This window comes from Vallitalea okinawensis (genome assembly GCF_002964605.1).
Lineage (GTDB): Bacteria > Bacillota > Clostridia > Lachnospirales > PQDH01 > Vallitalea_A > Vallitalea_A okinawensis.
Genome location: NZ_PQDH01000003.1, coordinates 563526 through 586340, shown reverse-complemented (window position 1 = coordinate 586340; position 22815 = coordinate 563526). Strand labels below are relative to the sequence as shown.

The window sequence follows — 22815 nt, the reverse complement described above, 5'->3', positions numbered from 1 at the left end:
ATAATAGGAGGAGTTTAGATGAAGCATCCATTTGAGAATGTTGAGAATAAGACATTAAAAGGTACATTTTATACGTTTCTAGGGTTGACAATCTTATGTATTATTTGCTCAATAATAATTATGAGGACAGGACCATCTTGGAGTGATTTTGGAAGACTATCTATTGCGTTGAGTGTTGAAAATGCTGAGAAGATTATAACAAACTGGACGAATCAACAGAAAGCAACACTAGCCTTTTTATCTGGATTTGATTTTTTGTTTGGATTTATCTGGGCAAATTGTTTAGCAGTAGGTATGGTGTTAGCGATTGGTGATGCAAAATCAAATAAATTAAAGTCACTATATAGGATTCTTGCATGGGGGGCATGGGGAGCCATTATTCTTGATATACCTGAAAATTTATCCTATTACATAATGACCGTATTTAAGGTTTATCCGGTATTACCATTAACGTTTACAGTCTTAATGTCTTTAAGATGGATATTTGCAATGGTAGCCTTATTCCTCTTAATTATGTCTCATTTTAAAATGAGAGACCGACTAGGCAATAATAATAAAAGGAGGGACAGTGTTGAAAATTAATGATCATGTTTATAGGCTTGATAGTACAAAAAGCTCAAATTGCTTCCTAGTGTTTGATGAAGAGCTTGTCTTAATCGATACTGGACATGCTTTTGTAGGAAAGAGGATGTTAAAAGAAATTCAGGAGATGAATATTGCTCCAACTGATATTAAACATATTCTCCTTACCCATCATGACATTGATCATATAGGCAATGTGAGATGGCTTCAAGAAATAACAGGAGCCACAGTATGGGCACATGAAGAAGACATTCCATATATCACAGGAACAAAGGACAGACCTGGGTTTAAAAAGTATATCGGGAAATTGGCTGCTAAAAAGTACATAAAAGATATAGAGCCATATGGAAGTAACATGAAGGTAGGAAATATACAAATAATTTATACACCAGGTCATACACCAGGGCATGTCTGTATGCTCTATAATGACGTGTTATTCGCAGGAGATTTAGTTGAACATAAAAGAAACAAATTAACCCCTTTTCCCAACGCATGGAACTGGGATACTCAAAAACTTCAACAATCTATTGATAGTTTAAAAAACACTGAGTACGAATGGGTATGTATGGCTCACGGAAAGCCATGCCAACAAAGGATAACAATCGATTAGTTATCTGCCCAAAAAGGGGAGGGTGCAGATGATACATGAAATTCATCAAAACGATTACTATAAAGTAAAAATGTTATTGGAAGGTGTAAGAAATTTTCCTGAAGTTCATGCAGTTATAGACCAAAATAACCCTGGAAAGATATATACTGATAATAGGAATGCCCCTCAAACAGCGTTAGTATGGAGTCAAGGTATGCAGGGATTTTACTTTATAGGTGATGACAAAAATGATAGCTTTTTAAAAGATATTAAAGAGTTTATTAATCAAGTCATAATAAGAGATTTAATACAAAAAGAAATCAATTGGTTTGAAATATCAGGAGCAAATACTAGATGGGATCATAGAATTGAAGAGTTGTTCGAAGAGCGAGATATTCAATATGGTATACAATTAACATATTTATGGAATAAAAGTACAGATGAATATAAACATCAACTTAATTGTTACGACATTAGAAAAGTTGATCAAGATATATTAGGATTAGAGGTAGAAAATCTAGATTTTATAATTAAAGAATTGGAGTTGTTTTGGGGGACGTTGAGTAATTTCTTTAAAAATGGAATCTGTTATTATACCATTGAAGATAACAAAATAGTAAGTATATGTTATTCAGGCTTTAAAACTGACAATACTTTTACAATTGGTATTGAGACATTAAAAGAGTATAGAAAGAAAGGATACGCTCATATTTTGGCTAGTCATTTCATTCAAGACTGTTTAGAACATGCTATTCTGCCTTATTGGGATTGTAGTGACGATAATATTGCATCTAGAAAGTTAGCAGAAAAACTAGGATTTGAAAAGGATAGTCAGTATAGATGTTATTGGTTTAATTTTTAAAAGAAAAGGGGATAGAGATGGCTCATATATTTAATAAAGAAGAACTTAGCTTTGAATATAAGGAATCACCAATTAAAGAATTTGCTTGGTATAGAAGTGAAAAACTTCATGAACTAGTAAACGCAAAACAAGTCATATTTGATATTAAATCATTAGATGCAGGTAAGTACTCATATCCATATCACTTTCATAGAAATGCTGAAGAGGTCTTCGTCATTCTTAGTGGAAATGTCATGCTTAGAACGCCAGAAGGATTTAGAGAACTTAAAGATGGAGATATCGTCTTCTTTGAAATAGGTTCAAAAGGTGCTCACCAACTATATAATCACACTGAAACACCATGTACATATTTAGATTTAAGAATAAATCCAGAGCTTGATATATGTGAATACCCTGATTCAGGAAAAATAAATATTTTACCTAACAAAGAGATATTCTATAATCAAGACAAAGTTGATTATTTTGCTGGAGAAGACACTGTAAAGAATAAATGGAATAAATATCATCAGCACCAATTATAGTATAAACTAAGGAGAAGAAGCTATGCTCAATAAATATGAATTTGAATCAGAAAGACTAGGATTTAGACAATGGGATGAAAAAGATAAAGAGCCCTTTTATATGATGAATAGTAATAATGAAGTTATGAGATTCTTTCCCAATACTTTGTTAAGAGAAGAATCTAATAAGTTTGTAGATAAAATCATGAAACATTTCGAAGAAAAGGGATATGGATTATGGGCTGTTGAAGTTAAAAAGACCAATGAGTTCATTGGTTTTATAGGTTTTAAAGAAGCAACATTTGAGGCAGCATTTACCCCATGTATTGAGATTGGATGGCGTTTAGATAATAAACATTGGAATAGAGGGTATGCCACTGAAGGGGCTAGAGCATGTCTTAAATATGCCTTCAATCAACTGAAGTTAAATGATATCTATTCTTTCACTGCTCAGATAAATCACCCATCAATTAATGTTATGAGCAAAATAGGACTAAGAGAGGTAGGGACATTTAACCATCCTAAAGTTGCAGAAGATAGTCCACTTAGACCTCATGTTTTATATAAGATTGATAGAGCAATGTATAAGCATAATTAAAGCTCTTGCTACAGGATTAAAATCAATATGCAAATTAGAAAGATATTTTTATTGGGCTATACAGCATTAATGAGACTTAGGGTAGATAAGGAGTGTTTAATATTACTTTAAGAAGTTACGAGTCAAAGGATAAACTCAAATTACAAGAGATGATACCAGCTCTATATGATGAGAACCCTGAGGGAGAAGCTATAGACATAATAATAATAAGTAAAACTATTGAAACTCTAAGCATGTACCCTCAAAAAGGGGAAATTATTATTATGGAAGAACAAGAAGATATTATTGGATATTCCTTAATAATATTATATTGGAGTAATGAATATGGAGGAGACCTCGTTAACATTGATGAATTATATGTTAAACCTAAATATAGGGGAAACGGATATGCTACATATTTTATGGAATATGTATTCAGCCATTATAGCGATAATACTATTATTCTGGAAGTTACTCCATCAAACATAAAAGCATATAATTACTATAAAAAATTAGGGTTTAAAGATATAGAAAATAGACACATGATTAAGAAGAACTAAATGATAATAGGAGTACTAAAATACCATATTTCAAACTAGTGTTGGGTAAAAGTGAGACTATACATCAGAATAGTGTGTTGTTTGATAAGTATAAGAGAGGCACAAATTAATGATGCGTTAGCAATTGCTAAAGTTCATGTAGATACGCGAAAAGATACATACAATGGAATTATTCCGGATTCATATCTTTCCAAAAGAACTTACGAAACTGCCACAAAGAATTGGACAAATAGAATAGGTAATCCTCAATCAAATGAACTCATATTTGTAGCTGAGAATAATGAAGGAGATTTAGTAGGCTTCACATCAGCTTCAACAATAAGTGGTGATGATTCGTTTGAAGGTCTATTGTCTACGCTTTACATATCAAAATATCATCAACGACAAGGGATTGGTCAATTACTCGTTCAAGCAGCTATAAAGAAATTGATTGAAAAGAACATTAAGAGCTTAATGGTATGGGTATATGCAGAAAATCCATCAAGAAATTTCTATGAGCGTTTAGGTGGGAGACCAGTTAAAGAGAAGATTGTGAACCGTGGCAAGAAAGTATCAGAAGTTGCCTATGGTTGGGACGATATCACAAAACTTGTATGAACACTGGATTTGTAGTCTGAAATTTATTGATTTTAGCAATACAGGTCAAGAAAGAATAGTTATTTTTTGCTATCCTTTATATTGGAGGTGATGAGATGGAAAGTTGGGAAAAAATCGATGCTGTACAGCGAATGCAAGACTATATAGAGGAATATCTTGCAGAACCAATAACATTAAAAAAGTTGGCTCAAGCAGCTGGGTATTCTCCATGGCATTCAACAAGAATATTTAAGGAGTTACTTGGAAAAACACCTTTTGAGTATATAAGGAGTCTAAGACTTTCACAAGCTGCGATTAAACTTAGAGATGAGGATGCTAAAGTTATTGATGTTGCTTTTGACTTTGTTTTTAACTCCCATGAAGGTTTTACAAGAGCATTTTCTAAGCAGTTTGGTATGAGACCTTCACAATACAGTAAAAATACACCCCCTCTTCAACTCTTCATGCCCAATAGTATCCGTGATTATTACCTTAGTTTGCAAAAAGGAGCAGGTGAAAATATGTGTAAAAAGTCAAAGCCTAATGCTGTGTTTGTTCAAGTAGTTGATCGTCCAGGAAGGAAATTAATAGTAAAAAGAGGTACAAATGCTACACACTATTTTGAGTACTGTGATGAAGTTGGATGCGACGTGTGGGGAATACTCTCTAGTATCAAAGAAGCATTGTATGAACCAATTGGCATGTGGATGCCCGAAAATTTACGTAGTCCAGGAACATCCCTATATACCCAAGGAGTAGAAGTGCCTGCTGATTATAACGGGATAGTACCTGAGGGATTCGAATTGGTTGATCTTCAGCCTTGTAAGATGATGGTCTTTCAAGGGCGACCTTATGATGATGAAAATTTTCAGGAAGCAATAGGTGAGGTTGGAGAAGTTATGAAAGATTATGATCCAGAAATCTATGGTTTTACATGGGCTGATGAAGATGGACCAAGATTCCAACTTGCACCCATGGGATATAGGGGATATATAGAGGCAAGACCTGTTAGGCAAATTAATATAAGATAATTTATTTATGGGGACTTGTTACTAAAACAGTCCTCATTTTATGGAATAGGAAAGTTCGTGTTTTGCTCGCAAGGTACCATACTTTCCTATTCCAGTTTTTTATTACTTTTAATCACTTTACTTCGTAGAAACGATCTAGCAAGTAATCATACTCTCCTACACAAACTTGAAACGTACGTTAGTCACTTTTCTAGTTATATAATTGGAAAAGAATATACCTAACTCAAGATAGAAGTCAATTAACAATGTAATCTTAATATTATAGACAGTATTGTAATAATGAGGTAAAATAGAGCTTGGATAATGTTATATTATTCCTTATGATAAGATAGTATCCGAGTCTTATTTGTAGATAGAGAAAAGCTTGGTTAAATACATAGAAAATATGAGGAGGCAGAAAAATGTTACAATTAGGTTCTACATATTTATTAGTTAAAGACATGGAAAAGTCAATTGATTTTTATGAACGACTACTAGAGATGAAAGTTACATCTCAAAACTTTGATAGATGGGCACAGTTTAACTTTGGAGGGAATTGTATAGCTCTCTTTAATCAAAAATATGATGATAAACGCTTCAAGAAAAATGAAAATCTAAAAGAAGCTTATAGTAAAGAATACATAGAGCGGTTTAAAGATCGCAAAATAACCTACGGAAATAACTTTGTTCTTAACTTTTATATTGATGATTTAAATGCTGAGTATAAGAGACTTCAGAACTTGAAGATTGGTAAGCTTTCTCCAATAATGTTCTTAAATGTAGCTTTACCTTATCACTTCTTTTTAATTGAAGACCCAGATGGTAATCAGGTTGAGATCACTGGGAATTGGCGAGTAGATAATGAGTAGAAATAAATGATTAGCTATTAAGGGGTGGTTATAATGAAGGAGATGGAAACAAACAGATTGAAATTGCGTAGGTTTGTACCACAGGACTGGGAAGATTTATATGAGTATTTATCAGACCCTGATGTTGTATTATTTGAACCTTACGATGTTTTTACAAAGGAAGAATGTATTGATGAAGCTATAAGGAGATCAGAGGGTGAACCAAATCATTTTTGGGCCGTTTGTTTAAAAGAGAATGAAAAGATGATTGGGCATGTTTATTTTGCCCAAAAAGAACCCTATGAATTTAAAACATGGATGATAGGGTATGTATTTAATCCTAGCTTTTATGGTCATGGATATGCTACAGAAGCAAGTAAAAGGATATTGGAATATGGATTTAATGATAAGAAAGCTCATAGAATTATTGCAGGTGCTAATGTTAAGAATCCAGCTTCATGGAGACTTTTAGAGCGACTATCAATGCGAAGAGAAGCACATATGATAGAAAATGCTTTCTTTACAACTACAACTGAAGGACATCCTATTTGGCATGACTCTTATCATTATGCGATACTTTCTTCAGAATATAATAAGATAAATGATAAGCTCTAAGGTCATTTAACTTTATAATTCAATTTAGGTGAAAGAGGTGTCTTAATGAAAAAGGCTTTAATAACTGGTCTGATTATTACATTAATCAGTTATTTAACATTATTGATACATCCTATAGTGACAGCAGGATTCATTCTCTTTGTGTTGATGGTTATTCTAACACTAATTCTGGATAAGAATTCCACTGATAATAGAATTAGCTTTGTTAAAATAAGCGTTAAGATTAACGATGATGAAGGTATGAAAGAATTAGAGGGAGCTTTATATCAATTAAGATATCATACTATTAAGGAAATTAAATTTGTTGATTCAACAGATAATGACGGTTACAAAGATGTTTTCATTTTCTATTTTGATTAGGAGATTAGCATGGGAGATGACTTAAAATGTTAGATAAAATTAAAAGTGCAGAAGTAGCATATATAACTCAATTTACAGAAAATGACGTAGGTCATGAAGTAATAAGGTACTATGATGACAAGCTGCCTGATATGTATATGCATAATTTCACCTTTATAAAAGAAGGTGTTAGTAAAGAGAGTATTAGAAACATTATTTTAGATGAACTAAATAGAAGAAAAACTGAAAAAGCAGATTTTTTAAGAGTAGACTGTAATTTCTCTATAGATGCTGAAATCATTGAAAGTTTACCTCAAGCTCCTGATGTAGAGATATATGACTTTATGTATATTGAGCCGAAAATGGGTGAGCATTTACATGGGAATGAAGGAGCCATTATTAAGAAAGCAATATCAGAGAAGGTTTTAAAAGAGGGGAAAGACGTGGATATTCTAGCCAATCAATCTAACATGGGAACTGAATTTGCCCATAGGAGAATTGAGAGGAAATCAGAAATATATAATCAGCAAGATTCAGGTATTGATTTATTTGTTTGCTATGATAATGATATACCGGTAGGAAACTGTGAACTAATGTTGCATAATGATATTGCTAAAATAGAGGATTTTGATATATTGGAAAGTCATCAAAGAAAAGGATTCGGAACTTCTGTACTTAAGCATTTATTAAAAGAAGCTCATCAGCACGGTGTTAGGTATGCTTATCTACTAACTGATAGTGGCGATAGCGCAAAAGAAATGTATAAAAAGTGTGGATTTAAAAAAGTAGGAGTAAAAACGGAGCTCTTCTTTGAATTAAATCAATAGAATAAGGGGTTAGATGGAAATACGAAGTTCAGTATGTACTTTAATTAGGCAAAACGGTAAAAGATAGAAGGTGAAAAGGTTAATGAGGTATAGTTGGGATCATATGAAATTATACCATTATTATGATTTAAAGACAGGACCGTTTAAAAACTTATCGGATTTATCAATTATTGAGGCAAAGAAAGTTCAAGAGAGGTTAAGGCAAGATAATATTGGTTTTGCTAGTAAACGGTTTGATGGATATATGGATATTCGTAGAGATTTAGAACAAAAGACAAGAAAGCTTTTTATTGACAAAGGTGGTAAACCTGAACGACATGTACCTCATTACATGACATTAGGTAAATGTGATTGGTTGTTAGAATGGTATAGGCATCCTAAGTCACTTACTATTGATATATGCTCTTGTGATCCTCGGGCTATTAGCTTTACATATGGAGACTTGTTTCCAACGATGAGATATGTTGATGGCAAAGTATATAGAAAACAGGTATATACACTATCGGAGATTAAGAAAATTGTTGAGGAGTATGGGCTACCACAAGAATGGAATAAAGATGGCAAACTAGCGCCAGAAAGATATGTTGAGGTACAAGTATGGAGTAATAGAATATTAAGAAAAGCTATGAATGATAATAACATTAAATAAGTTCTAGATTATAGGAGAGATCTATATGGATATCCAATATAAAAAGTTAGCAGATTACTTGAATATGGTGATTAAAGAAAGAGGTTTAATTATAATAGCTATTGATGGTCCAGGTGGTTCAGGTAAATCGTATTTCTCTGATAATTTAAATAGGCATCTTCATAAATGTCAAATCATACATTTTGATGATTTTTATCTGGAAAGCGATAGTGAATGTCATACTAGTTCTGAGATTGGCAGTAGTTTTGACTGGACTAGATTGGAAAGTGAAGTATTAATTCCGTTGAAAAAGGAGAAAAAAGCATTCTATAGGAAGTATGACTGGATAGAGGATAAGGTAATTGGAAATTATGAAGTTATTCCTGAAGGTATTATAATAATTGAAGGTGTATATTCAAGTAGAATTGAATTGAGAGATTATTATGATTATAAGATTTGGGTAGAAGCCGACTATCAACTAAGACTCAATAGAGGTATAGAAAGAGACGGGGACGAGATGAGAGAAAAGTGGGAAGAGGAATGGATGCCCAAAGAAATAAAATATATTGCTAGTAAGATTCATAATCCACGAGAAAATGCAGACATAATTATTCATGGTAATTCAGGTGATTGTAAAAGTTTTAATATGCTTAAAACTAAGATATGCTTTTAAAGTAGATGAACGTGTTGCCTAAATTTTTTATCTGTATAATTAAGTTACTTATATTTGAATCGAAGGAAAGAGGATCACATGAATATAGATTACACACTTAGAATTGCTATTAAAAATGATATTTATGATATAATGGAAATCGAGAAATCGTCCTTTAATTTGGAAATCTGTGAACCTAAATCAATCTTTTTAGAGAGAATTGATGTCTTTCCAGAAGGATTTTATGTAATTGAATCTAATAAGAAAGTCATTGGTTATATCAGTACAGAACTCTGGGATTATAAAGAAGAAATCGATACTGACCAATTTACTTTAGGACATTCTATTAAAGACTTACATAATGCTGAGGGTAATGAACTATATATATCATCTATGGGAATATTACCTATATACAGAGGAATAGGATTAGGAAAGATTTTATTTAATGACGCAATCAGTAAAATTCTAGAGAAAAGTGAAAATGTTAAATCGCAGATTTTAATAGTATCAGAGAATTGGGGGCAGGCTAGAAAAATATATAAGAGAAATGGTTTTCTTGAGGTAAAGTACATTAAGGACTTCTTAGTATACAATAATAATCTTAAAGAAGATTTCATTGTCATGAGAAAATTGGATTGCAAGAATAAAATGCAATAAAACAAAATAAGATGACATTCGATACATGACCACAAACTAACTTAGTGGTCATTTCTTACTTATTATAATGATCATACAAAACTATGCAAAGAGGATGAATGCTATCATGAACAATCTATACATATCTGATTTAGATGGAACATTATTATCTACTGATGCTACTCTAACTGAGTTTTCTAAATCCAATTTAATACGATTAATTAAGAATGAAGTAAATTTTACAGTGGCAAGTGCTAGAAGCGTCGTATCTATTCAAACTATCTTTCAGGGAGTTCTGCTTAAATTACCTGTAATTGAATTTAATGGTGCATTCATTTCGGACTTAAAAACAGGCCGGCATGAGATAATTAATGATATTGATAGAGACTATAGTGAAGACATCTTTAGCATGATAACTCAATATGGCTTAGAATGCTATATCTCAACTTTTGATGGGACAGAAGATCATTTACATTATAATAAAATCACTAATGGAGGAATGCAGTGGTATCTGAATAGTAGATTAAAAGCAAAAGACAAACGCTTGAGAAAATCTAACTTAAGAGAAACGTTAGCTGAACGAGTGATTTGCTATACAATAATTGATAAGTATGAGATTCTAAGCTATCTACAAAAGAATATTCACAGGAAGTTTTCTGATCATGTAGAATTACATCTGATAGAAAATCAGTATTCTCCTGGGTGGTATTGGTTGACAATCCATGATAGAAAGGCGACAAAAGATCAAGCTATAAAATCTTTGGTAAATAATTATGGATTAGGTAAAAGCGAGTTAACTGTATTTGGTGATAATTTAAACGATATCAAGATGTTTAAGTTAGCCAAAAATCGGATTGCTGTTGGAAATGCAAAGCCAGAATTAAAAGAGTATGCAACACATGTAATCGAAACCAATAAAGAGGACAGTGTAGTGAGATATATTTTGGAAAGAGAAGGAGCTTAAATGTATAGAAAGAAGATGATAATTGCATATTGATATAAAAATAATGGAACTCCATATCTAATGGTGTTTTGTATGATGAGTATATTGTTAATGATGTATAATAATGGTATAATTTATCTCTGAGGATTAACTACATGTATGAACTAAGAAAGCAGTTTAAGTACGAAATTTTGGAGATAATCTGTATGTTGGATAGATATAAGACGATTATTTTTGATGTGGCAGTTTAATAGATCCAAATGAAGTAGATGTACCTAGTAAATAGCTGTGCTGAAAGAACTGAAAAGCCCATAATATTTAAGTTTATAGAAAGCTTCTTATTATAATTTTATGAAATGAGGGACCGTATATGCATAATTTAATTAACGCATTTCCACTGTATAATTTTTTAAAGTATTGCAATAATAGTTCACTCGAAAAGATTATTCTTGATTGTGGCGCAGGTGGAGCTAATCCTCCACTATCTTTATTTTATGAGTTCAGTTATGAAACATATGGGGTAGAATTATGTGAAGATCAGCTGGCTAAAGCCTGTGATTTTAGTGAAGTACATAATATGGATCTAAACATTATCAAAGGTGATATGACAATACTTCCTTTTGATAATGAGTTTTTCAGTTTTCTATATTCCTACAATACAACAGTTCATATGAGAAAACATGACTTTAAAAAGGCTATTGCTGAATTTCATCGAGTTCTGAAAGCTGGTGGCTTAAGCTATGTTAATTTTCTAACTGAAGAATGTGAGACCTTTGGTAAAGGAACTCAAATCAGTGAAGGTGAATTTAAACAGACAGAAGATGGTGAAGAAGTTTTTTATTGCCATTATAAAGAAGAAGAAATCCATCAATTATTTTGCAATTTTGATATGCTTTACAAGGAGAAACGTATCGTTGAAAGAAATATAGATAACAAAATATTTAAGTCTGCTTATCTTGATTATATTATAAAGAAAAAATAATGCTAAAAATGAGGAATATTAATGAGAGAAGTTAAACATTATAATGTCGGTGAATATAGAATGGAGCTAATTATTCCAGGGCATAAGCTTGATGGAACATTGGTTAATAACTTAACCATCTATAATGATGTAAAGAAATCAGTATGGAACATAGAGGAATTACTCAAGGCATATTCTGATGAAAATGGATACAAGTACTTTAACGAATTATATTTTGATATTCATATAGTAGCTGATAATAAAATATACTGTGTTGGTTTTAACAAACATTGTGAGATCGATTTGAATACTATGAGAATTGTTAAAACCATAATTAATCGATAACATTTGGAGGGGTTGAATGATAATAGTAATTTTAGCTTTATGCTTGATACTATTTTCTATCATTGATAGGTATTTATTTCTTAAATTCTATGGAAAAGAAAAATTAAAGAGTGTAGCTGTAATAGTTATTGTTGAAAGAGTTATTTTTTTCACTTGCTATTTGATAATGATTTACTATATTACTGATACCTTTTTAGACTTTTTTATAGTTGTATTAACATTTTCTCTATATTTTGCACTTGTTCTCATATACAATATGCAATTTGATAAACTAAGATGGAATTTAGTAGTTATGTTAGGTACGCCATTATTTGCTATCCTCTTGATATTTTCAATTCAGCATCTATTGATTGAAATGCACTATATGCTATTACCTGTTCTGATTCCAGCAACTATTATTGTTTCTTCGTATAAGTAGGAGAAGTAGTATTTCAAAAGTGTTAGGAGTTGGAATTACTATAGTATTCGTTTGGAGTTTTTATTTTTTCTATAATGGTGAGATAGTTAAAAAACAAGAAACTTTTGCAACAGATTTTATAGTAAATGAATTAAATTTAGATGTGGATATTATCTATTCAGACAGTAAGTTAAGAGGAGAAGAAATAGAAGTAAAAGCTTATACATCCGATGATACGAAGATTACTTTAATTTATAGAGATAATTCCATTATTAACTATGAAATAAAAAAACATGGCGAATGATAATGATGATTACACCCATGATTGGAGAGATTTTATGGACTTTAAAGAACAAATTAAAGAATTTATCCCTGATAATGATCAAGAACGACAAGATAAAAAGATACTGGTTCAATATATAGAACTGTTTCCACATAATGTTTTATTGAGAGATAATGAAATTGCACACATCACAAGTTCAGGTTTTATAATGAATAAGGCTTTAGATAAGGTATTGATGGTACATCATAATATACTTAATACATGGGCTTGGACTGGTGGACATGCTGATGGTGATGAGGATTTTTTGAAAGTTGCAATTAAAGAAGCAAAAGAAGAAACGGGAATTAAGAAAGTATCGCCCCTTTTTGATCATATTGCATCTATAGACATATTACCTGTACCTGGACACATTAAAAATGGACAATATGTCAGTACCCATCTTCATCTTTCGGTAGCCTATATATTAATAGCCAGTGAGGATGAGAAATTAGTAGTTAAAGAAGATGAAAATAGTGGTGTTAAGTGGATACCAGTAGAAAGATTTACTGAAGACTATTTTAATTCTTATGACGTTTATTTATACAATAAGTTGATTAAAAAAGCTAGAGATTACATTAAAAAGAACTTAAAAAGTACTTTAATTAGTTGAGAGATGAGAGGATAGATCTATAAATGATAATATCAAGTAACACAGAGTATGAAGGGTATGATTTTGAAGATATCGATTTGAAGTTTCTTGATCTGAGTAAATCATCATTTACTAACTGTAATTTTAAAAATGCTGAATTAGATGAATCACAAATTGCTAACTGTCAATTTGTTAATTGTAATTTCAAGTCTGCTAGATTAAATGCGAGTGAAATCAAGAATTCCGCTTTTTTAAACTGTAAGTTTGGTTTTGCTGATCTATTCGTTACTAAGTTCATTGACTGTAAAATGGTGGGGTCAACATTTGAGGAAGCGAATTTATTAGGAGTAATCGTTACTAGAGGTGATTGGTCCTATACTAACTTGAAATTTCATGATTTTAAAGATTTGGATTTAAGCTATATTAATTTTACACGTGCAGATCTAACAGGATGTAATCTGCAAAATACTAAATTTGATGGAGCAAAATTGGTTTATACCAATTTATATAATGCAAAGTTAGATGGAAGTGATTTAAGAGGTGCCATAATCGAAGGTATAAATTTATCTGAGCTTAATTTACATAATGTTAAGTTAGATGTTGCACAGTGTATCTTACTTGCTACTTCATTTGGCGCTAAAGTAGAATAAAAATGTTCTTAAAATATTTCTAGAATTAATTAAAAAACATAATAAACTAATTCAGGAGTTATAAAATGTGGAGGGATTTTATATGGAGACTATAGTAATTAATGAAAAAACGTATAAATTTGTTAGCCATTTTAAAGATAATAATGAATTAAGAGTTAGCTTCAATGGTTTAGCAAAAAAAACATATGGTTTTGATTTTGAAGAATGGTATCAAAATGGTTATTGGCAAGACAGATACATACCTTATGCACTTCTAGATGGCGACAAAGTTATCTCTAATGTTTCAGTCAATGTTATTGATTTCATTGTTAGAGGTGAAAATAAGACATATGTACAAATCGGAACTGTTATGACAGATGATGATTATAGAAAACAAGGTTTAAACCGATTTCTTATGGAAAAAGTTTTAGAAGAATGGAAAGGGAATTGTGATCTTATTTATCTTTTTGCTAATGATAGCGTAATCGATTTTTATCCAAAGTTTGGATTTGTTCAAGCTACTGAGTATCAGTATACAAAGAAAGTATCTTCACAGAATTCAACTTACCCTACGAGAAGATTAAATATGTCAGATATAGCGGATAGAAATGTTCTCATTAATATGATTAATGATTCCTTACCCTTTTCTCAGATCACAATGCAAGATAACGCATCTCTTATTATGTTTTATTGTACATCATTTATGGATGAGGATGTTTACTATATACAAGAGTTTGATGCTATAGTTATTGCAGATTATGATGATGATGTTTTATATTTGAATGATGTATTTTGTAAGACTGAAGTACCATTAGATGATATTATCTCGGCAATGGTTAAAAGAGATATAAAACGAATTGTATTAGGATTCACACCAAATGATGTTACATCATTTGATGTTTCGTTATTACAAGAAGATGATACAACACTTTTTGTAATGAATGCTGATAAAGAAGTACTTAAGAATAATAAAGTAATGTTTCCAGTTCTTTCTCATGCGTAAAATGATCAAATAAGATGGATTGGTAATTTTTAGGGGTTGCTTTATTTGCTTTGATGCTAGTAATAAGGAAATTCATGAAATTAATCTTAGGGAAGAACAAAAGGATGTCATTCTTAAAGTCAATGAAGAAAATAATTCACTTGATGTGTATTATCGAAATAATGATAAACTAACAGTAGACTTTACATATATTGCACAGCTATCAATGGATGGCAATGAGTTAATTTTCTTAGAATAAGAAAGTGAACTATAAGTTAGTTCATATAGAATATGGAGAGGTGCGTATGATAAAAATCAGTAAAACGACAATTTTACCGATGTTAGATATTATGGAGAGATTTAATGCAGGTGTAGATGTAAGGAAAGATTTATCCGAACTTTTAGAATATGAAGACTATCAAATAGAAATAGAACGTTATCAGAATCATATAGAGGGGATTGGGTTTACTAAGGAAGAATATATCGATTATTTCTTGAATATTAGAACGGTCGAGGTTGAGACTATAGCTTCAAAAGCATTGAAGTATCGAGTAAAAGATCTACTGTCTGTTATGGATAATGTAGATTATTATCGTGATCTATATGAAGAAATAAAAGATTTTAAAGAAGCGGATGTAAAAGATGCACTTATAAGAACTAGGTTTGGACTACCTGATGAAATAGAACTAGATGATATAAGAATTATTTTTTCAATTGGTCTTGGTCTATCAGGTGGATGGGTTTATAAGAATAACAGTCATTATGATTTAAAGCTTATTATTGATAAAGAAAAGAAGACTGGGTTAAAGAATACCATTGCTCATGAATGCCATCATATAGGTTTTAATAAATATATGAAAGCGGTTAATATGGATGCTTTATCAAGCTCAAAAGATACTGCCTTAGTACTATATTTTAGTGGAGAAGGCACTGCCATAAAGTATTGCAATAATTTTCATGGGATAATGACTAGAAAAATATATAAACACGATGATATGGATATAGATGATCAATCTTATAGGTATTATCTTAATAATTTTGATAAGATTTACGATGGGTTTAGAAATGATATAGTAACACTTCGTTCTTGTGATAAAAAAGAGATGAATGTTGTTAGAGATATATTTATGAAGAATTATTTCTATAGGGATGTTGTGATAGACGGAGAACTAAGAGAAAATTATCTATGGCAACCGATAGCTTACCATTTAGGTGCTGATATTTGGGGATTAGTTCATGATGTTTTTGGTAGAGAGAAGGTATTTGATTTATTAATGAATCCAAGTTCCTTTTTTCAATATTTTAATATGGCTCTATCAGAGATTGATAGAGATGATTTGCACATATAAGTAATTATTAACATACATGGTCTAACTTTAAATATGTACCGAGGGCAGAAAAGAATGTTTATTATTTCTCAGATGGACTAAAATGGTTTGTAATTGATATTAAAAAGAGAAGGTGAGTAGTGTGATTACTAAAGAATATATTGAATCAATTATGAAGAATGGCTTAGAAATGCTAAAACCTGATTGGAAACTATGGAACTATAAGAAGACGGATGCAGGAAAAGGATTAACACCCCCAGCAATCGTAAAAGAGTATGATCAAAAAAGTGAATTAATATCACTAAAGACTGATGGTATTAATGAATTAAGCAAAAAGTCATTAATTGATTGTATAGAGAATCGCAAAAGTATTCGTAAATTTAATGACAACGCTTTAACTATTGAAGAATTGTCTTTACTGCTATGGGAAGTAGGTGGAATAATAGAGCATCGAGATGGATGGTCTCGTAGGACTGTTCCATCAGCAGGGGCTAGACATTGTCTTGAGACATATATTTACATTAACAAAGTTGAAGAAATTTCAGAAGGTTTATACAGATATTTGCCCATTGAAAATAAATTGTTACTTGTTAATGCTACTGATAAGTTAAAGAGTAATTTGGATAAAGCCATGTTTAATCAGATGTATAATAGTGCTGTAACCTTCATTTGGACAGCTATTCCATATAGAATGGAGTTTAAGTATTCAGTTGTTGCACATAAAATGATTGCTTTTGAGGCAGGACATGCTTGTCAGAACCTCTATCTAGCTTCAGAAGCTATTGATTGTGGTTGCTGCGCAATATCAGCTTATAAGCAAAAATCAATGGACAAGATAGTTAAAGTTGATGGTGAAGATGAATTTGTCATCTATATGGCAGTGGTTGGAAAGAAATCTTAAATTGCATTGAAGAAAATGACTTTAATACGAACTGTAGCAATCTAAATCTACTACGGAGGGATAAAAAATGAAATTTGCAGGTATTTGTATGGTCACGGATGATGTTACTATGTTGAAAGAGTTTTATGAACGTGTATTTAATGTTGAAGCTAGTGGTGATGATAAATTCGCTTCTTTCATGTTTGATGAAACCCATGTGTCCATATACTCTAAAGCTGGTACTGAGAATTTAGCTCCAGGTAGTATGAAGGGGAGTGGCAGTGGAAACTGTATACTTGAATTAGAAGTAGAAGATGTCGATTATGAATATGAAAGGCTTCAATCATTAGGTGTAAAAATAGTCAAACAACCTACAACACAACCATGGGGTATAAGATCAGTTTGGTTGAGTGATCCTGATGGTAACATAATCAATTTCTTATGCAATGTCAATAAATAATTCCACTAAAAAGTCTTGGGTTAATATTAAAGTGTCGTGTATGGATTATCATAAGTGATTTTACATTAGATTCTGGTTGGGAAGTATTAAAGAAAACTGTTCAAAACTCAGCAGGCTTTTCAACACAATGTTCTATGCTTAATAATGCTAGCAAAATTAATGAAATCAACGATATAATGACTACAGAGTTAGATAAGGTTAATGAAACATCAGAACAAACAGAATCATCAAATTGGATTTTGAGTTTAGGGTTAATCATAGTATTAATTATATTAATTACTATAGTTATAGCCAAAAGGAAGTCTCAGTCACATGGAATGAGTTAACAGTGCTTGATGATGAAAAGGAGACAAGTTTATGGAAGAAAAATGGTTAAGATGGGCTAAGCAATTACAGGCAATAGCTCAAGCGGGACTAGAATATTCAAAGGATAAATATGATATTGATAGATTTCAGCAAATTAGAGAATTAAGTATTGAGATAATGAGTGACTATACTGGTATAGATCATTCAAAAGTGAAATCACTTTTTGCAAATGAAGAAGGTTATCAGACACCCAAAGTTGATATTAGAGCAGCAATATTTAAAGAAGAAAAAATTCTACTAGTCAGAGAACAAATTGATAATAGATGGTCACTACCAGGTGGTTGGGCTGACATAGGACTTACCGTAAGTGAAAATATAATGAAAGAGTCCATGGAAGAAGCTGGTGCTCAAGTAAAACCTAGAAGAGTCATTGCTGTATTAGATAGAAATACGCATATAAAGGATGCAAGCCCATACTCTATATATAAAGTTTTTGTGGAATGTGACTATTTAGGTGGAGAATATCAGGATAACATTGAAACCATTGAAGCTGAATTTTTTGATCTAGAAAATTTACCCAAATTATCTGTAGGAAGAAATACAAAATCTCAAATTGAAATGTGTTTTAAAGCAAGAAAATCAGAAGTTTTTGAGACAATATTTGACTAATTTAATGTTTTGAAAATTACTTCATATTGCTTATAGTATTATATAAAAATCAAATAAGTAGCTTTGAAGTGTTATCATGGCAAAAATATGGTATAATATTTTTGTCATGATTATTTATTAGAATTATATTATTTTTACATAATAATAATTAAGATTACTTTTGATAAATAGCATTTTATAGGTACTGAAATGGAGTGATTTTTTGAAACTTATAAATAAGTTAACGGATGCAGATTTTAATGGTGGCAAACGTACTTATCTAAATAAAGTATCAAGATTTGCGTCTAGAGGGATTTTGTTCGATAAAGATTTTAATGTTGCAATGATTCATATGTCTAGAAATGGATGTTATAAGTTACCTGGTGGTGGAATAGAGAAAAATGAAACACGACGAGATGCCTTTTTACGTGAAATACGAGAAGAAACAGGATATAGTGCGAAAGTTATAGATGAATTAGGTTATATAGAAGAGCATAAACTAAGAAATAAATTTATGCAACGTTCATATTGTTATGTTGCAAAAGCTGGTCTTCATAAATCTAACATAATGCTTAGCAATAATGAAAAAAAATTGGGGTTTGAGGTAGCTTGGATGCCTTTAGATGAAGCATTAATTGCCATGAAAAACTCACTTGAAATATGTAATGAATATACCATGAATTTTATGCTTCTTAGAGATAAACTAATAGTAGAAGAAGCAAAAAAATGGTTAAAACGTACCAACAATAACATAAAATAAAAATGTAGCGAGATGAGAATGACCACAGAGTATAAGTGCTTAGTGGTTATTTTTATATCTTTAGCAATTTTAGTAATCTAAAGAATCTGGGGGAATGGTAATGAGTTTAAGTAAAAGGCTGAAAAAAGTATTAAAAGAAAATGGTGCAGATATCATTGGTTTTGCGGACTTAAGTCCCATAAATTCTGATGAGAAGTTAAGCTTTCAATACGGTATTTCCATTGCAGTTGCTTTAGATCCAAATGTTATAAATAATTTATGTGATGGTGTCACACGGGAATACGAAAGTGAATATGAAAATAAAAATCATAAACTTGATGAACTTGCATTGTTAGCAGCAGAGCTTCTGCGTGAAGAAGGATATGAAGCTTTTCTACAGACGACTACCGAAGTGGTCATCAAAAGTGATCATCGAACCAATCTGCCTCATAAAACAGTAGCTAGACGTTCGGGTCTAGGCTGGATAGGTAAATGCGCTTTGCTTATCACCCCTGAATATGGATCAGCAATAAGATTAACTTCTGTCTTAACTAATGCGGAACTGGAAACTAGTACTATTGATAAAAAATTAAGTTGTGGAAATTGTAAACTATGTGAGATCAGTTGTCCTGGTGGAGCTGTTAAAGGTGTTAATTGGGCTGAAAGCAAGCAAAGAGAAGATATCTATGATGCAATCAAATGCAGAAAAGAAGCAAGAAGACGTAGTGAGTTCAATGGTATTTATAAAAGTCTTTGCGGTGTTTGTATATTAACATGTCCATATACTAAGAAATACAAAGAAGCAAGTAATATTGTATATAGAGGAAATGATATTCAGCCAATCTAATTAGTTCAAAAATATTTTATTATGGCTTTACTTTATAAGGATATATTGTATAATGGTTATAATATTCTATAAAAGTTACATAAAATGAATAATCAAATATATTCATATCATATGAAAGAATTATCCGTTATATAAATGACCACAAAGTATAAGGCTTAGTGGTTATTTTTTAAAATTCATAAAGAGACTAAAAGAGTAGCAGGGATAAGTACACAAGAGTACAAGAATTTAAGCGAATAGTTAAGGAGTTAGGAGGAGAGATGGTGAAGAGATGTTTGTTAATAGTCGTAATATCTTATGCTATTTTATTAACTGGATGTAATCAAAATGAGAAAGTAACTTTTAATGATGAAGTTGTACAGAAAGAGTTAGAGGAAGCGAATACTAAGAAAATAGAATTAAAAAAGAATTTAGATGATGCAAGGAATACTATAGTAGAATTAGAAAAACAAGTTGATGATCTTAAAGCAGAAGTTAATAGACTAAGTAATCAAGAAGGCGTTAAACAAGAGCTCAATGGGATAAATGAATTAAAAATAATAAAGGTTGACGAAAATGTTATTAAATTTCTTATAAATGAGTCTAAAATTCCAGCACAATCGGTTTCTATTGTAGGAAACAATATTGACGGTTTTATAGAGGAATATGAAGAAATTCATTTGGGTTCCCCAAGTGATTTTAATGAGTATTTCAAAGCTACAGTCATTGGAAGTATATATAATCTTCAACTCATAGAACTTGAATGGAATAATGAAACAAATGATTTAGAAGAAGTTAATGTTGCGTATGAAATGGAAGAAGTTAGAAATCAGACAGTATATATAACGACAATATTACCATGTGGTCTACCAGGTCAAAAAATTAAGTGGGAGAATTCAAAAGGAGATTCCCACGAAATCTACCTGTCAAATGACGGTTATGGATTTGATGGTTCAATCGTGTTATCAGAATAATGCATATTTATACTTTTTCAATGGAAATGGAGAGGATCAAATGAGTAATGATATATATGCAAATATCAAAGTAGCTACCATAGATGATTTAAAAGCAGTTGTAAAGATGGCTTTAGAGTTGTGGCCAGATAATCTATATGATGAGCTGAAAAAAGAATTTAAAGAAATAGTTACTCATGATAATCAAAAGGAAGAAGTATTACTTTATCAACAAGATGATAACTTTATAGGTTTCATTCATGTAGCTATTAGGAATGATTATGTTGAAGGTACTGATTTTAGCCCTACAGGTTATATCGAAGGAATATATGTGAAGTCCGACTCTAGAATGAAAGGTATCGCAAAGACTCTTGTTAAAGCTGGAGAAGGATGGGCAAAAGAAAAAGGATGTAGGCAAATGGCTTCAGATGTTGAGCTTCATAATGAGGATAGTATTAAGTTTCATAAACGTATTAATTATCGTGAAGTTAATAGAGTGGTATGCTTCTTGAATGATATCGATTAGACAATATAATGAACATGAAACTACATGTATAAAAAAGATGAAGGTGGTTTAATATGAATCCTTGGGAGCAAGTAGATATAAATATATATGAAAAACATATGAAATCAAATAACGTTATGCAGCTTCAAAAGTTAAATGACATTATGGGTAATCAATTAAAGTACAACAAACCCTTTGTCGGAATTCTTGGAGTAGCAGGTGGTAATGGTCTTAATCATATAGATACTTTAATAACGAAAAAAGTCTATGGGATAGATATAAATAAAGAGTATTTAGAAATATGTAAAAGCAGATATTGTGAACTCCGTGATATTTTAGAGACTATACATAGTGATTTATCAGATGATACCATAGCACTTCCATTTACTAATTTACTTATTTGTAATTTGGTTATTGAGTATATAGGAGTAAAGCAATTTTGTAAGATTATAGAAAGGAATAGTGATTATATAGAAGTAATATCATGTGTGATTCAAAAGAATAACGGTGATTATTTTGTGAGTCATACAGATGAAGGTAAAGACCTACATAAACTTGAAGCAGTACATCATGATATCAAAGAATTTGCATTAACGAAAGAGCTAATAGATTTAAATTTCCAATGTATTCTTAGAGAAAAGTATGCCTTACCTAATTCTAAGGAATTTATTCGATTAGATTACATTAAAAGCACGTAACTCAATTGAGGTGATAATAAGTAAATTTTTTATTTTAATGATATCTATTAAAAGATGATGTTATCGATTAGGAATTAAATAACTGAAGGAGATTAGAATGAAAAAGTTAGTAGGGGTATATTCAGTATTATTGGGTATATCTATTATGGGGCTATGGACAATGCTTTTAACTACCGGAAATGTCCCTGAACTAGATACTGAACCAATCTGCTTGTATTTTCATTTGACAGCAGAAATACTTATGGGGATATTGCTAGTACTAAGTGGTATAGGCTTAATTAAAAAGTCTAGATGGGGAAAATCATTATTTGTACTATCTACGGGCATGGTTATCTATTCTGTAATCAACGCGGCAGGTTATTATGCAAATAATTCAGAATGGACGATGGTTATCATGTTTATGGTAATATTGGTTTTATCTATTCTGTTCACTTTAGTCCAATTTAAAGATTATTTATAATTATAGTAGAATAATATGAGGCTAATTATATATTAGCAGAAAG

General features: G+C 31.1%; 34 protein-coding genes. All 34 read left to right on the top strand.

All coding sequences use genetic code 11. The features are described from left to right. The first annotated feature begins 18 nt into the window (after nucleotides 1-18). The 34 genes from C1Y58_RS12205 (at nucleotide 19) to C1Y58_RS12040 (ending at nucleotide 22772) form a co-directional block, all read left to right on the top strand. On the top strand, nucleotides 19-582 hold the full coding sequence (locus C1Y58_RS12205) for a hypothetical protein (RefSeq protein ID WP_105616321.1): 564 nt from the start codon (nucleotides 19-21) through the stop codon (nucleotides 580-582). After that, nucleotides 572-1192 carry an MBL fold metallo-hydrolase gene (locus tag C1Y58_RS12200; RefSeq protein ID WP_105616320.1) on the top strand — a complete coding sequence of 207 codons (621 nt, stop codon included), beginning with the start codon at nucleotides 572-574 and terminating at the stop codon, nucleotides 1190-1192. The genes C1Y58_RS12205 and C1Y58_RS12200 overlap by 11 nt, the downstream gene beginning before the upstream one ends. A 28-nt stretch (nucleotides 1193-1220) precedes the next feature. After that, a complete protein-coding gene (locus C1Y58_RS12195; RefSeq protein ID WP_105616319.1) occupies nucleotides 1221-2033 on the top strand; it encodes a GNAT family N-acetyltransferase in 813 nt (270 codons plus the stop codon). 17 nt (nucleotides 2034-2050) lie between these two features. Then, a complete protein-coding gene (locus C1Y58_RS12190; RefSeq protein WP_105616318.1) occupies nucleotides 2051-2554 on the top strand; it encodes a cupin domain-containing protein in 504 nt (167 codons plus the stop codon). A gap of 22 nt (nucleotides 2555-2576) precedes the next feature. After that, nucleotides 2577-3131 carry a GNAT family N-acetyltransferase gene (locus C1Y58_RS12185; protein WP_105616317.1) on the top strand — a complete coding sequence of 185 codons (555 nt, stop codon included), beginning with the start codon at nucleotides 2577-2579 and terminating at the stop codon, nucleotides 3129-3131. A gap of 92 nt (nucleotides 3132-3223) precedes the next feature. After that, nucleotides 3224-3670: a GNAT family N-acetyltransferase gene (locus tag C1Y58_RS12180; protein ID WP_105616316.1), complete on the top strand. Its 447-nt coding sequence runs from the start codon at nucleotides 3224-3226 to the stop codon at nucleotides 3668-3670. A gap of 81 nt (nucleotides 3671-3751) precedes the next feature. Further along, nucleotides 3752-4267 (top strand): GNAT family N-acetyltransferase, encoded by a 516-nt coding sequence (locus C1Y58_RS12175; protein ID WP_157950064.1) that lies wholly within the window; start codon nucleotides 3752-3754, stop codon nucleotides 4265-4267. Between the two features lie 95 nt (nucleotides 4268-4362). Continuing rightward, nucleotides 4363-5277 (top strand): helix-turn-helix transcriptional regulator, encoded by a 915-nt coding sequence (locus tag C1Y58_RS12170; RefSeq protein ID WP_105616314.1) that lies wholly within the window; start codon nucleotides 4363-4365, stop codon nucleotides 5275-5277. A gap of 401 nt (nucleotides 5278-5678) precedes the next feature. After that, the gene (locus C1Y58_RS12165; RefSeq protein ID WP_105616313.1) at nucleotides 5679-6125 is read left to right on the top strand and encodes a VOC family protein; all 447 of its coding nucleotides are present in this window, start codon (nucleotides 5679-5681) and stop codon (nucleotides 6123-6125) included. 33 nt (nucleotides 6126-6158) lie between these two features. After that, on the top strand, nucleotides 6159-6719 hold the full coding sequence (locus tag C1Y58_RS12160; RefSeq protein WP_170311582.1) for a GNAT family N-acetyltransferase: 561 nt from the start codon (nucleotides 6159-6161) through the stop codon (nucleotides 6717-6719). A gap of 45 nt (nucleotides 6720-6764) precedes the next feature. After that, the gene (locus C1Y58_RS12155; RefSeq protein WP_105616312.1) at nucleotides 6765-7079 is read left to right on the top strand and encodes a hypothetical protein; all 315 of its coding nucleotides are present in this window, start codon (nucleotides 6765-6767) and stop codon (nucleotides 7077-7079) included. A 26-nt stretch (nucleotides 7080-7105) separates the two neighbouring features. Next, nucleotides 7106-7885 (top strand): GNAT family N-acetyltransferase, encoded by a 780-nt coding sequence (locus C1Y58_RS12150; RefSeq protein WP_105616311.1) that lies wholly within the window; start codon nucleotides 7106-7108, stop codon nucleotides 7883-7885. Nucleotides 7886-7967: 82 nt separating this feature from the next. Further along, nucleotides 7968-8534: a hypothetical protein gene (locus C1Y58_RS12145; protein WP_242985385.1), complete on the top strand. Its 567-nt coding sequence runs from the start codon at nucleotides 7968-7970 to the stop codon at nucleotides 8532-8534. A gap of 25 nt (nucleotides 8535-8559) precedes the next feature. After that, a complete protein-coding gene (locus C1Y58_RS12140) occupies nucleotides 8560-9186 on the top strand; it encodes a uridine kinase family protein (protein ID WP_105616310.1) in 627 nt (208 codons plus the stop codon). Between the two features lie 78 nt (nucleotides 9187-9264). After that, nucleotides 9265-9822 carry a GNAT family N-acetyltransferase gene (locus C1Y58_RS12135; protein ID WP_105616309.1) on the top strand — a complete coding sequence of 186 codons (558 nt, stop codon included), beginning with the start codon at nucleotides 9265-9267 and terminating at the stop codon, nucleotides 9820-9822. A gap of 106 nt (nucleotides 9823-9928) precedes the next feature. After that, entirely contained in the window at nucleotides 9929-10765 is an 837-nt protein-coding gene (locus tag C1Y58_RS12130) for a Cof-type HAD-IIB family hydrolase (RefSeq protein WP_105616308.1), read from the top strand. A 349-nt stretch (nucleotides 10766-11114) separates the two neighbouring features. Continuing rightward, nucleotides 11115-11726 (top strand): class I SAM-dependent methyltransferase, encoded by a 612-nt coding sequence (locus tag C1Y58_RS12125; protein ID WP_105616307.1) that lies wholly within the window; start codon nucleotides 11115-11117, stop codon nucleotides 11724-11726. A 21-nt stretch (nucleotides 11727-11747) separates the two neighbouring features. Beyond that, entirely contained in the window at nucleotides 11748-12050 is a 303-nt protein-coding gene (locus tag C1Y58_RS12120) for a hypothetical protein (protein WP_105616306.1), read from the top strand. 16 nt (nucleotides 12051-12066) lie between these two features. After that, nucleotides 12067-12468, top strand: coding sequence for a hypothetical protein (locus tag C1Y58_RS12115; protein ID WP_105616305.1), 402 nt, complete (start codon nucleotides 12067-12069; stop codon nucleotides 12466-12468). A gap of 19 nt (nucleotides 12469-12487) precedes the next feature. Next, on the top strand, nucleotides 12488-12751 hold the full coding sequence (locus tag C1Y58_RS12110) for a hypothetical protein (RefSeq protein WP_105616304.1): 264 nt from the start codon (nucleotides 12488-12490) through the stop codon (nucleotides 12749-12751). A 34-nt stretch (nucleotides 12752-12785) separates the two neighbouring features. Next, a complete protein-coding gene (locus C1Y58_RS12105; protein ID WP_105616303.1) occupies nucleotides 12786-13379 on the top strand; it encodes an NUDIX hydrolase in 594 nt (197 codons plus the stop codon). 23 nt (nucleotides 13380-13402) lie between these two features. Beyond that, nucleotides 13403-14008: a pentapeptide repeat-containing protein gene (locus C1Y58_RS12100; protein ID WP_105616302.1), complete on the top strand. Its 606-nt coding sequence runs from the start codon at nucleotides 13403-13405 to the stop codon at nucleotides 14006-14008. 82 nt (nucleotides 14009-14090) lie between these two features. Further along, nucleotides 14091-14990, top strand: a complete 900-nt coding sequence (locus C1Y58_RS12095) for a GNAT family N-acetyltransferase (protein ID WP_105616301.1) — start codon at nucleotides 14091-14093, stop codon at nucleotides 14988-14990. Between the two features lie 19 nt (nucleotides 14991-15009). Further along, nucleotides 15010-15228: a hypothetical protein gene (locus C1Y58_RS12090; protein ID WP_105616300.1), complete on the top strand. Its 219-nt coding sequence runs from the start codon at nucleotides 15010-15012 to the stop codon at nucleotides 15226-15228. 46 nt (nucleotides 15229-15274) lie between these two features. Next, nucleotides 15275-16318 carry a DUF5700 domain-containing putative Zn-dependent protease gene (locus C1Y58_RS12085; RefSeq protein ID WP_105616299.1) on the top strand — a complete coding sequence of 348 codons (1044 nt, stop codon included), beginning with the start codon at nucleotides 15275-15277 and terminating at the stop codon, nucleotides 16316-16318. A gap of 121 nt (nucleotides 16319-16439) precedes the next feature. Then, nucleotides 16440-17198: a SagB/ThcOx family dehydrogenase gene (locus C1Y58_RS12080; protein WP_105616298.1), complete on the top strand. Its 759-nt coding sequence runs from the start codon at nucleotides 16440-16442 to the stop codon at nucleotides 17196-17198. A 67-nt stretch (nucleotides 17199-17265) separates the two neighbouring features. Beyond that, complete coding sequence (locus tag C1Y58_RS12075; RefSeq protein ID WP_105616297.1) at nucleotides 17266-17637, top strand: VOC family protein; 372 nt, start codon at nucleotides 17266-17268, stop codon at nucleotides 17635-17637. A gap of 357 nt (nucleotides 17638-17994) precedes the next feature. Then, the gene (locus tag C1Y58_RS12070) at nucleotides 17995-18612 is read left to right on the top strand and encodes an NUDIX hydrolase N-terminal domain-containing protein (protein WP_105616296.1); all 618 of its coding nucleotides are present in this window, start codon (nucleotides 17995-17997) and stop codon (nucleotides 18610-18612) included. Nucleotides 18613-18814: 202 nt separating this feature from the next. After that, nucleotides 18815-19351: an NUDIX hydrolase gene (locus C1Y58_RS12065; RefSeq protein ID WP_105616295.1), complete on the top strand. Its 537-nt coding sequence runs from the start codon at nucleotides 18815-18817 to the stop codon at nucleotides 19349-19351. A 100-nt stretch (nucleotides 19352-19451) separates the two neighbouring features. After that, a complete protein-coding gene (locus C1Y58_RS12060) occupies nucleotides 19452-20177 on the top strand; it encodes a 4Fe-4S double cluster binding domain-containing protein (RefSeq protein ID WP_105616294.1) in 726 nt (241 codons plus the stop codon). Nucleotides 20178-20440: 263 nt separating this feature from the next. Next, the gene (locus tag C1Y58_RS12055; RefSeq protein ID WP_157950062.1) at nucleotides 20441-21130 is read left to right on the top strand and encodes a hypothetical protein; all 690 of its coding nucleotides are present in this window, start codon (nucleotides 20441-20443) and stop codon (nucleotides 21128-21130) included. A gap of 40 nt (nucleotides 21131-21170) precedes the next feature. Beyond that, the gene (gene aac(6'), locus C1Y58_RS12050; protein WP_105616494.1) at nucleotides 21171-21635 is read left to right on the top strand and encodes an aminoglycoside 6'-N-acetyltransferase; all 465 of its coding nucleotides are present in this window, start codon (nucleotides 21171-21173) and stop codon (nucleotides 21633-21635) included. A gap of 53 nt (nucleotides 21636-21688) precedes the next feature. Next, complete coding sequence (locus C1Y58_RS12045) at nucleotides 21689-22312, top strand: class I SAM-dependent methyltransferase (protein ID WP_105616292.1); 624 nt, start codon at nucleotides 21689-21691, stop codon at nucleotides 22310-22312. A gap of 97 nt (nucleotides 22313-22409) precedes the next feature. Beyond that, nucleotides 22410-22772: a DUF8058 family membrane protein gene (locus C1Y58_RS12040; RefSeq protein WP_105616291.1), complete on the top strand. Its 363-nt coding sequence runs from the start codon at nucleotides 22410-22412 to the stop codon at nucleotides 22770-22772. Nucleotides 22773-22815 lie beyond the last annotated feature (43 nt).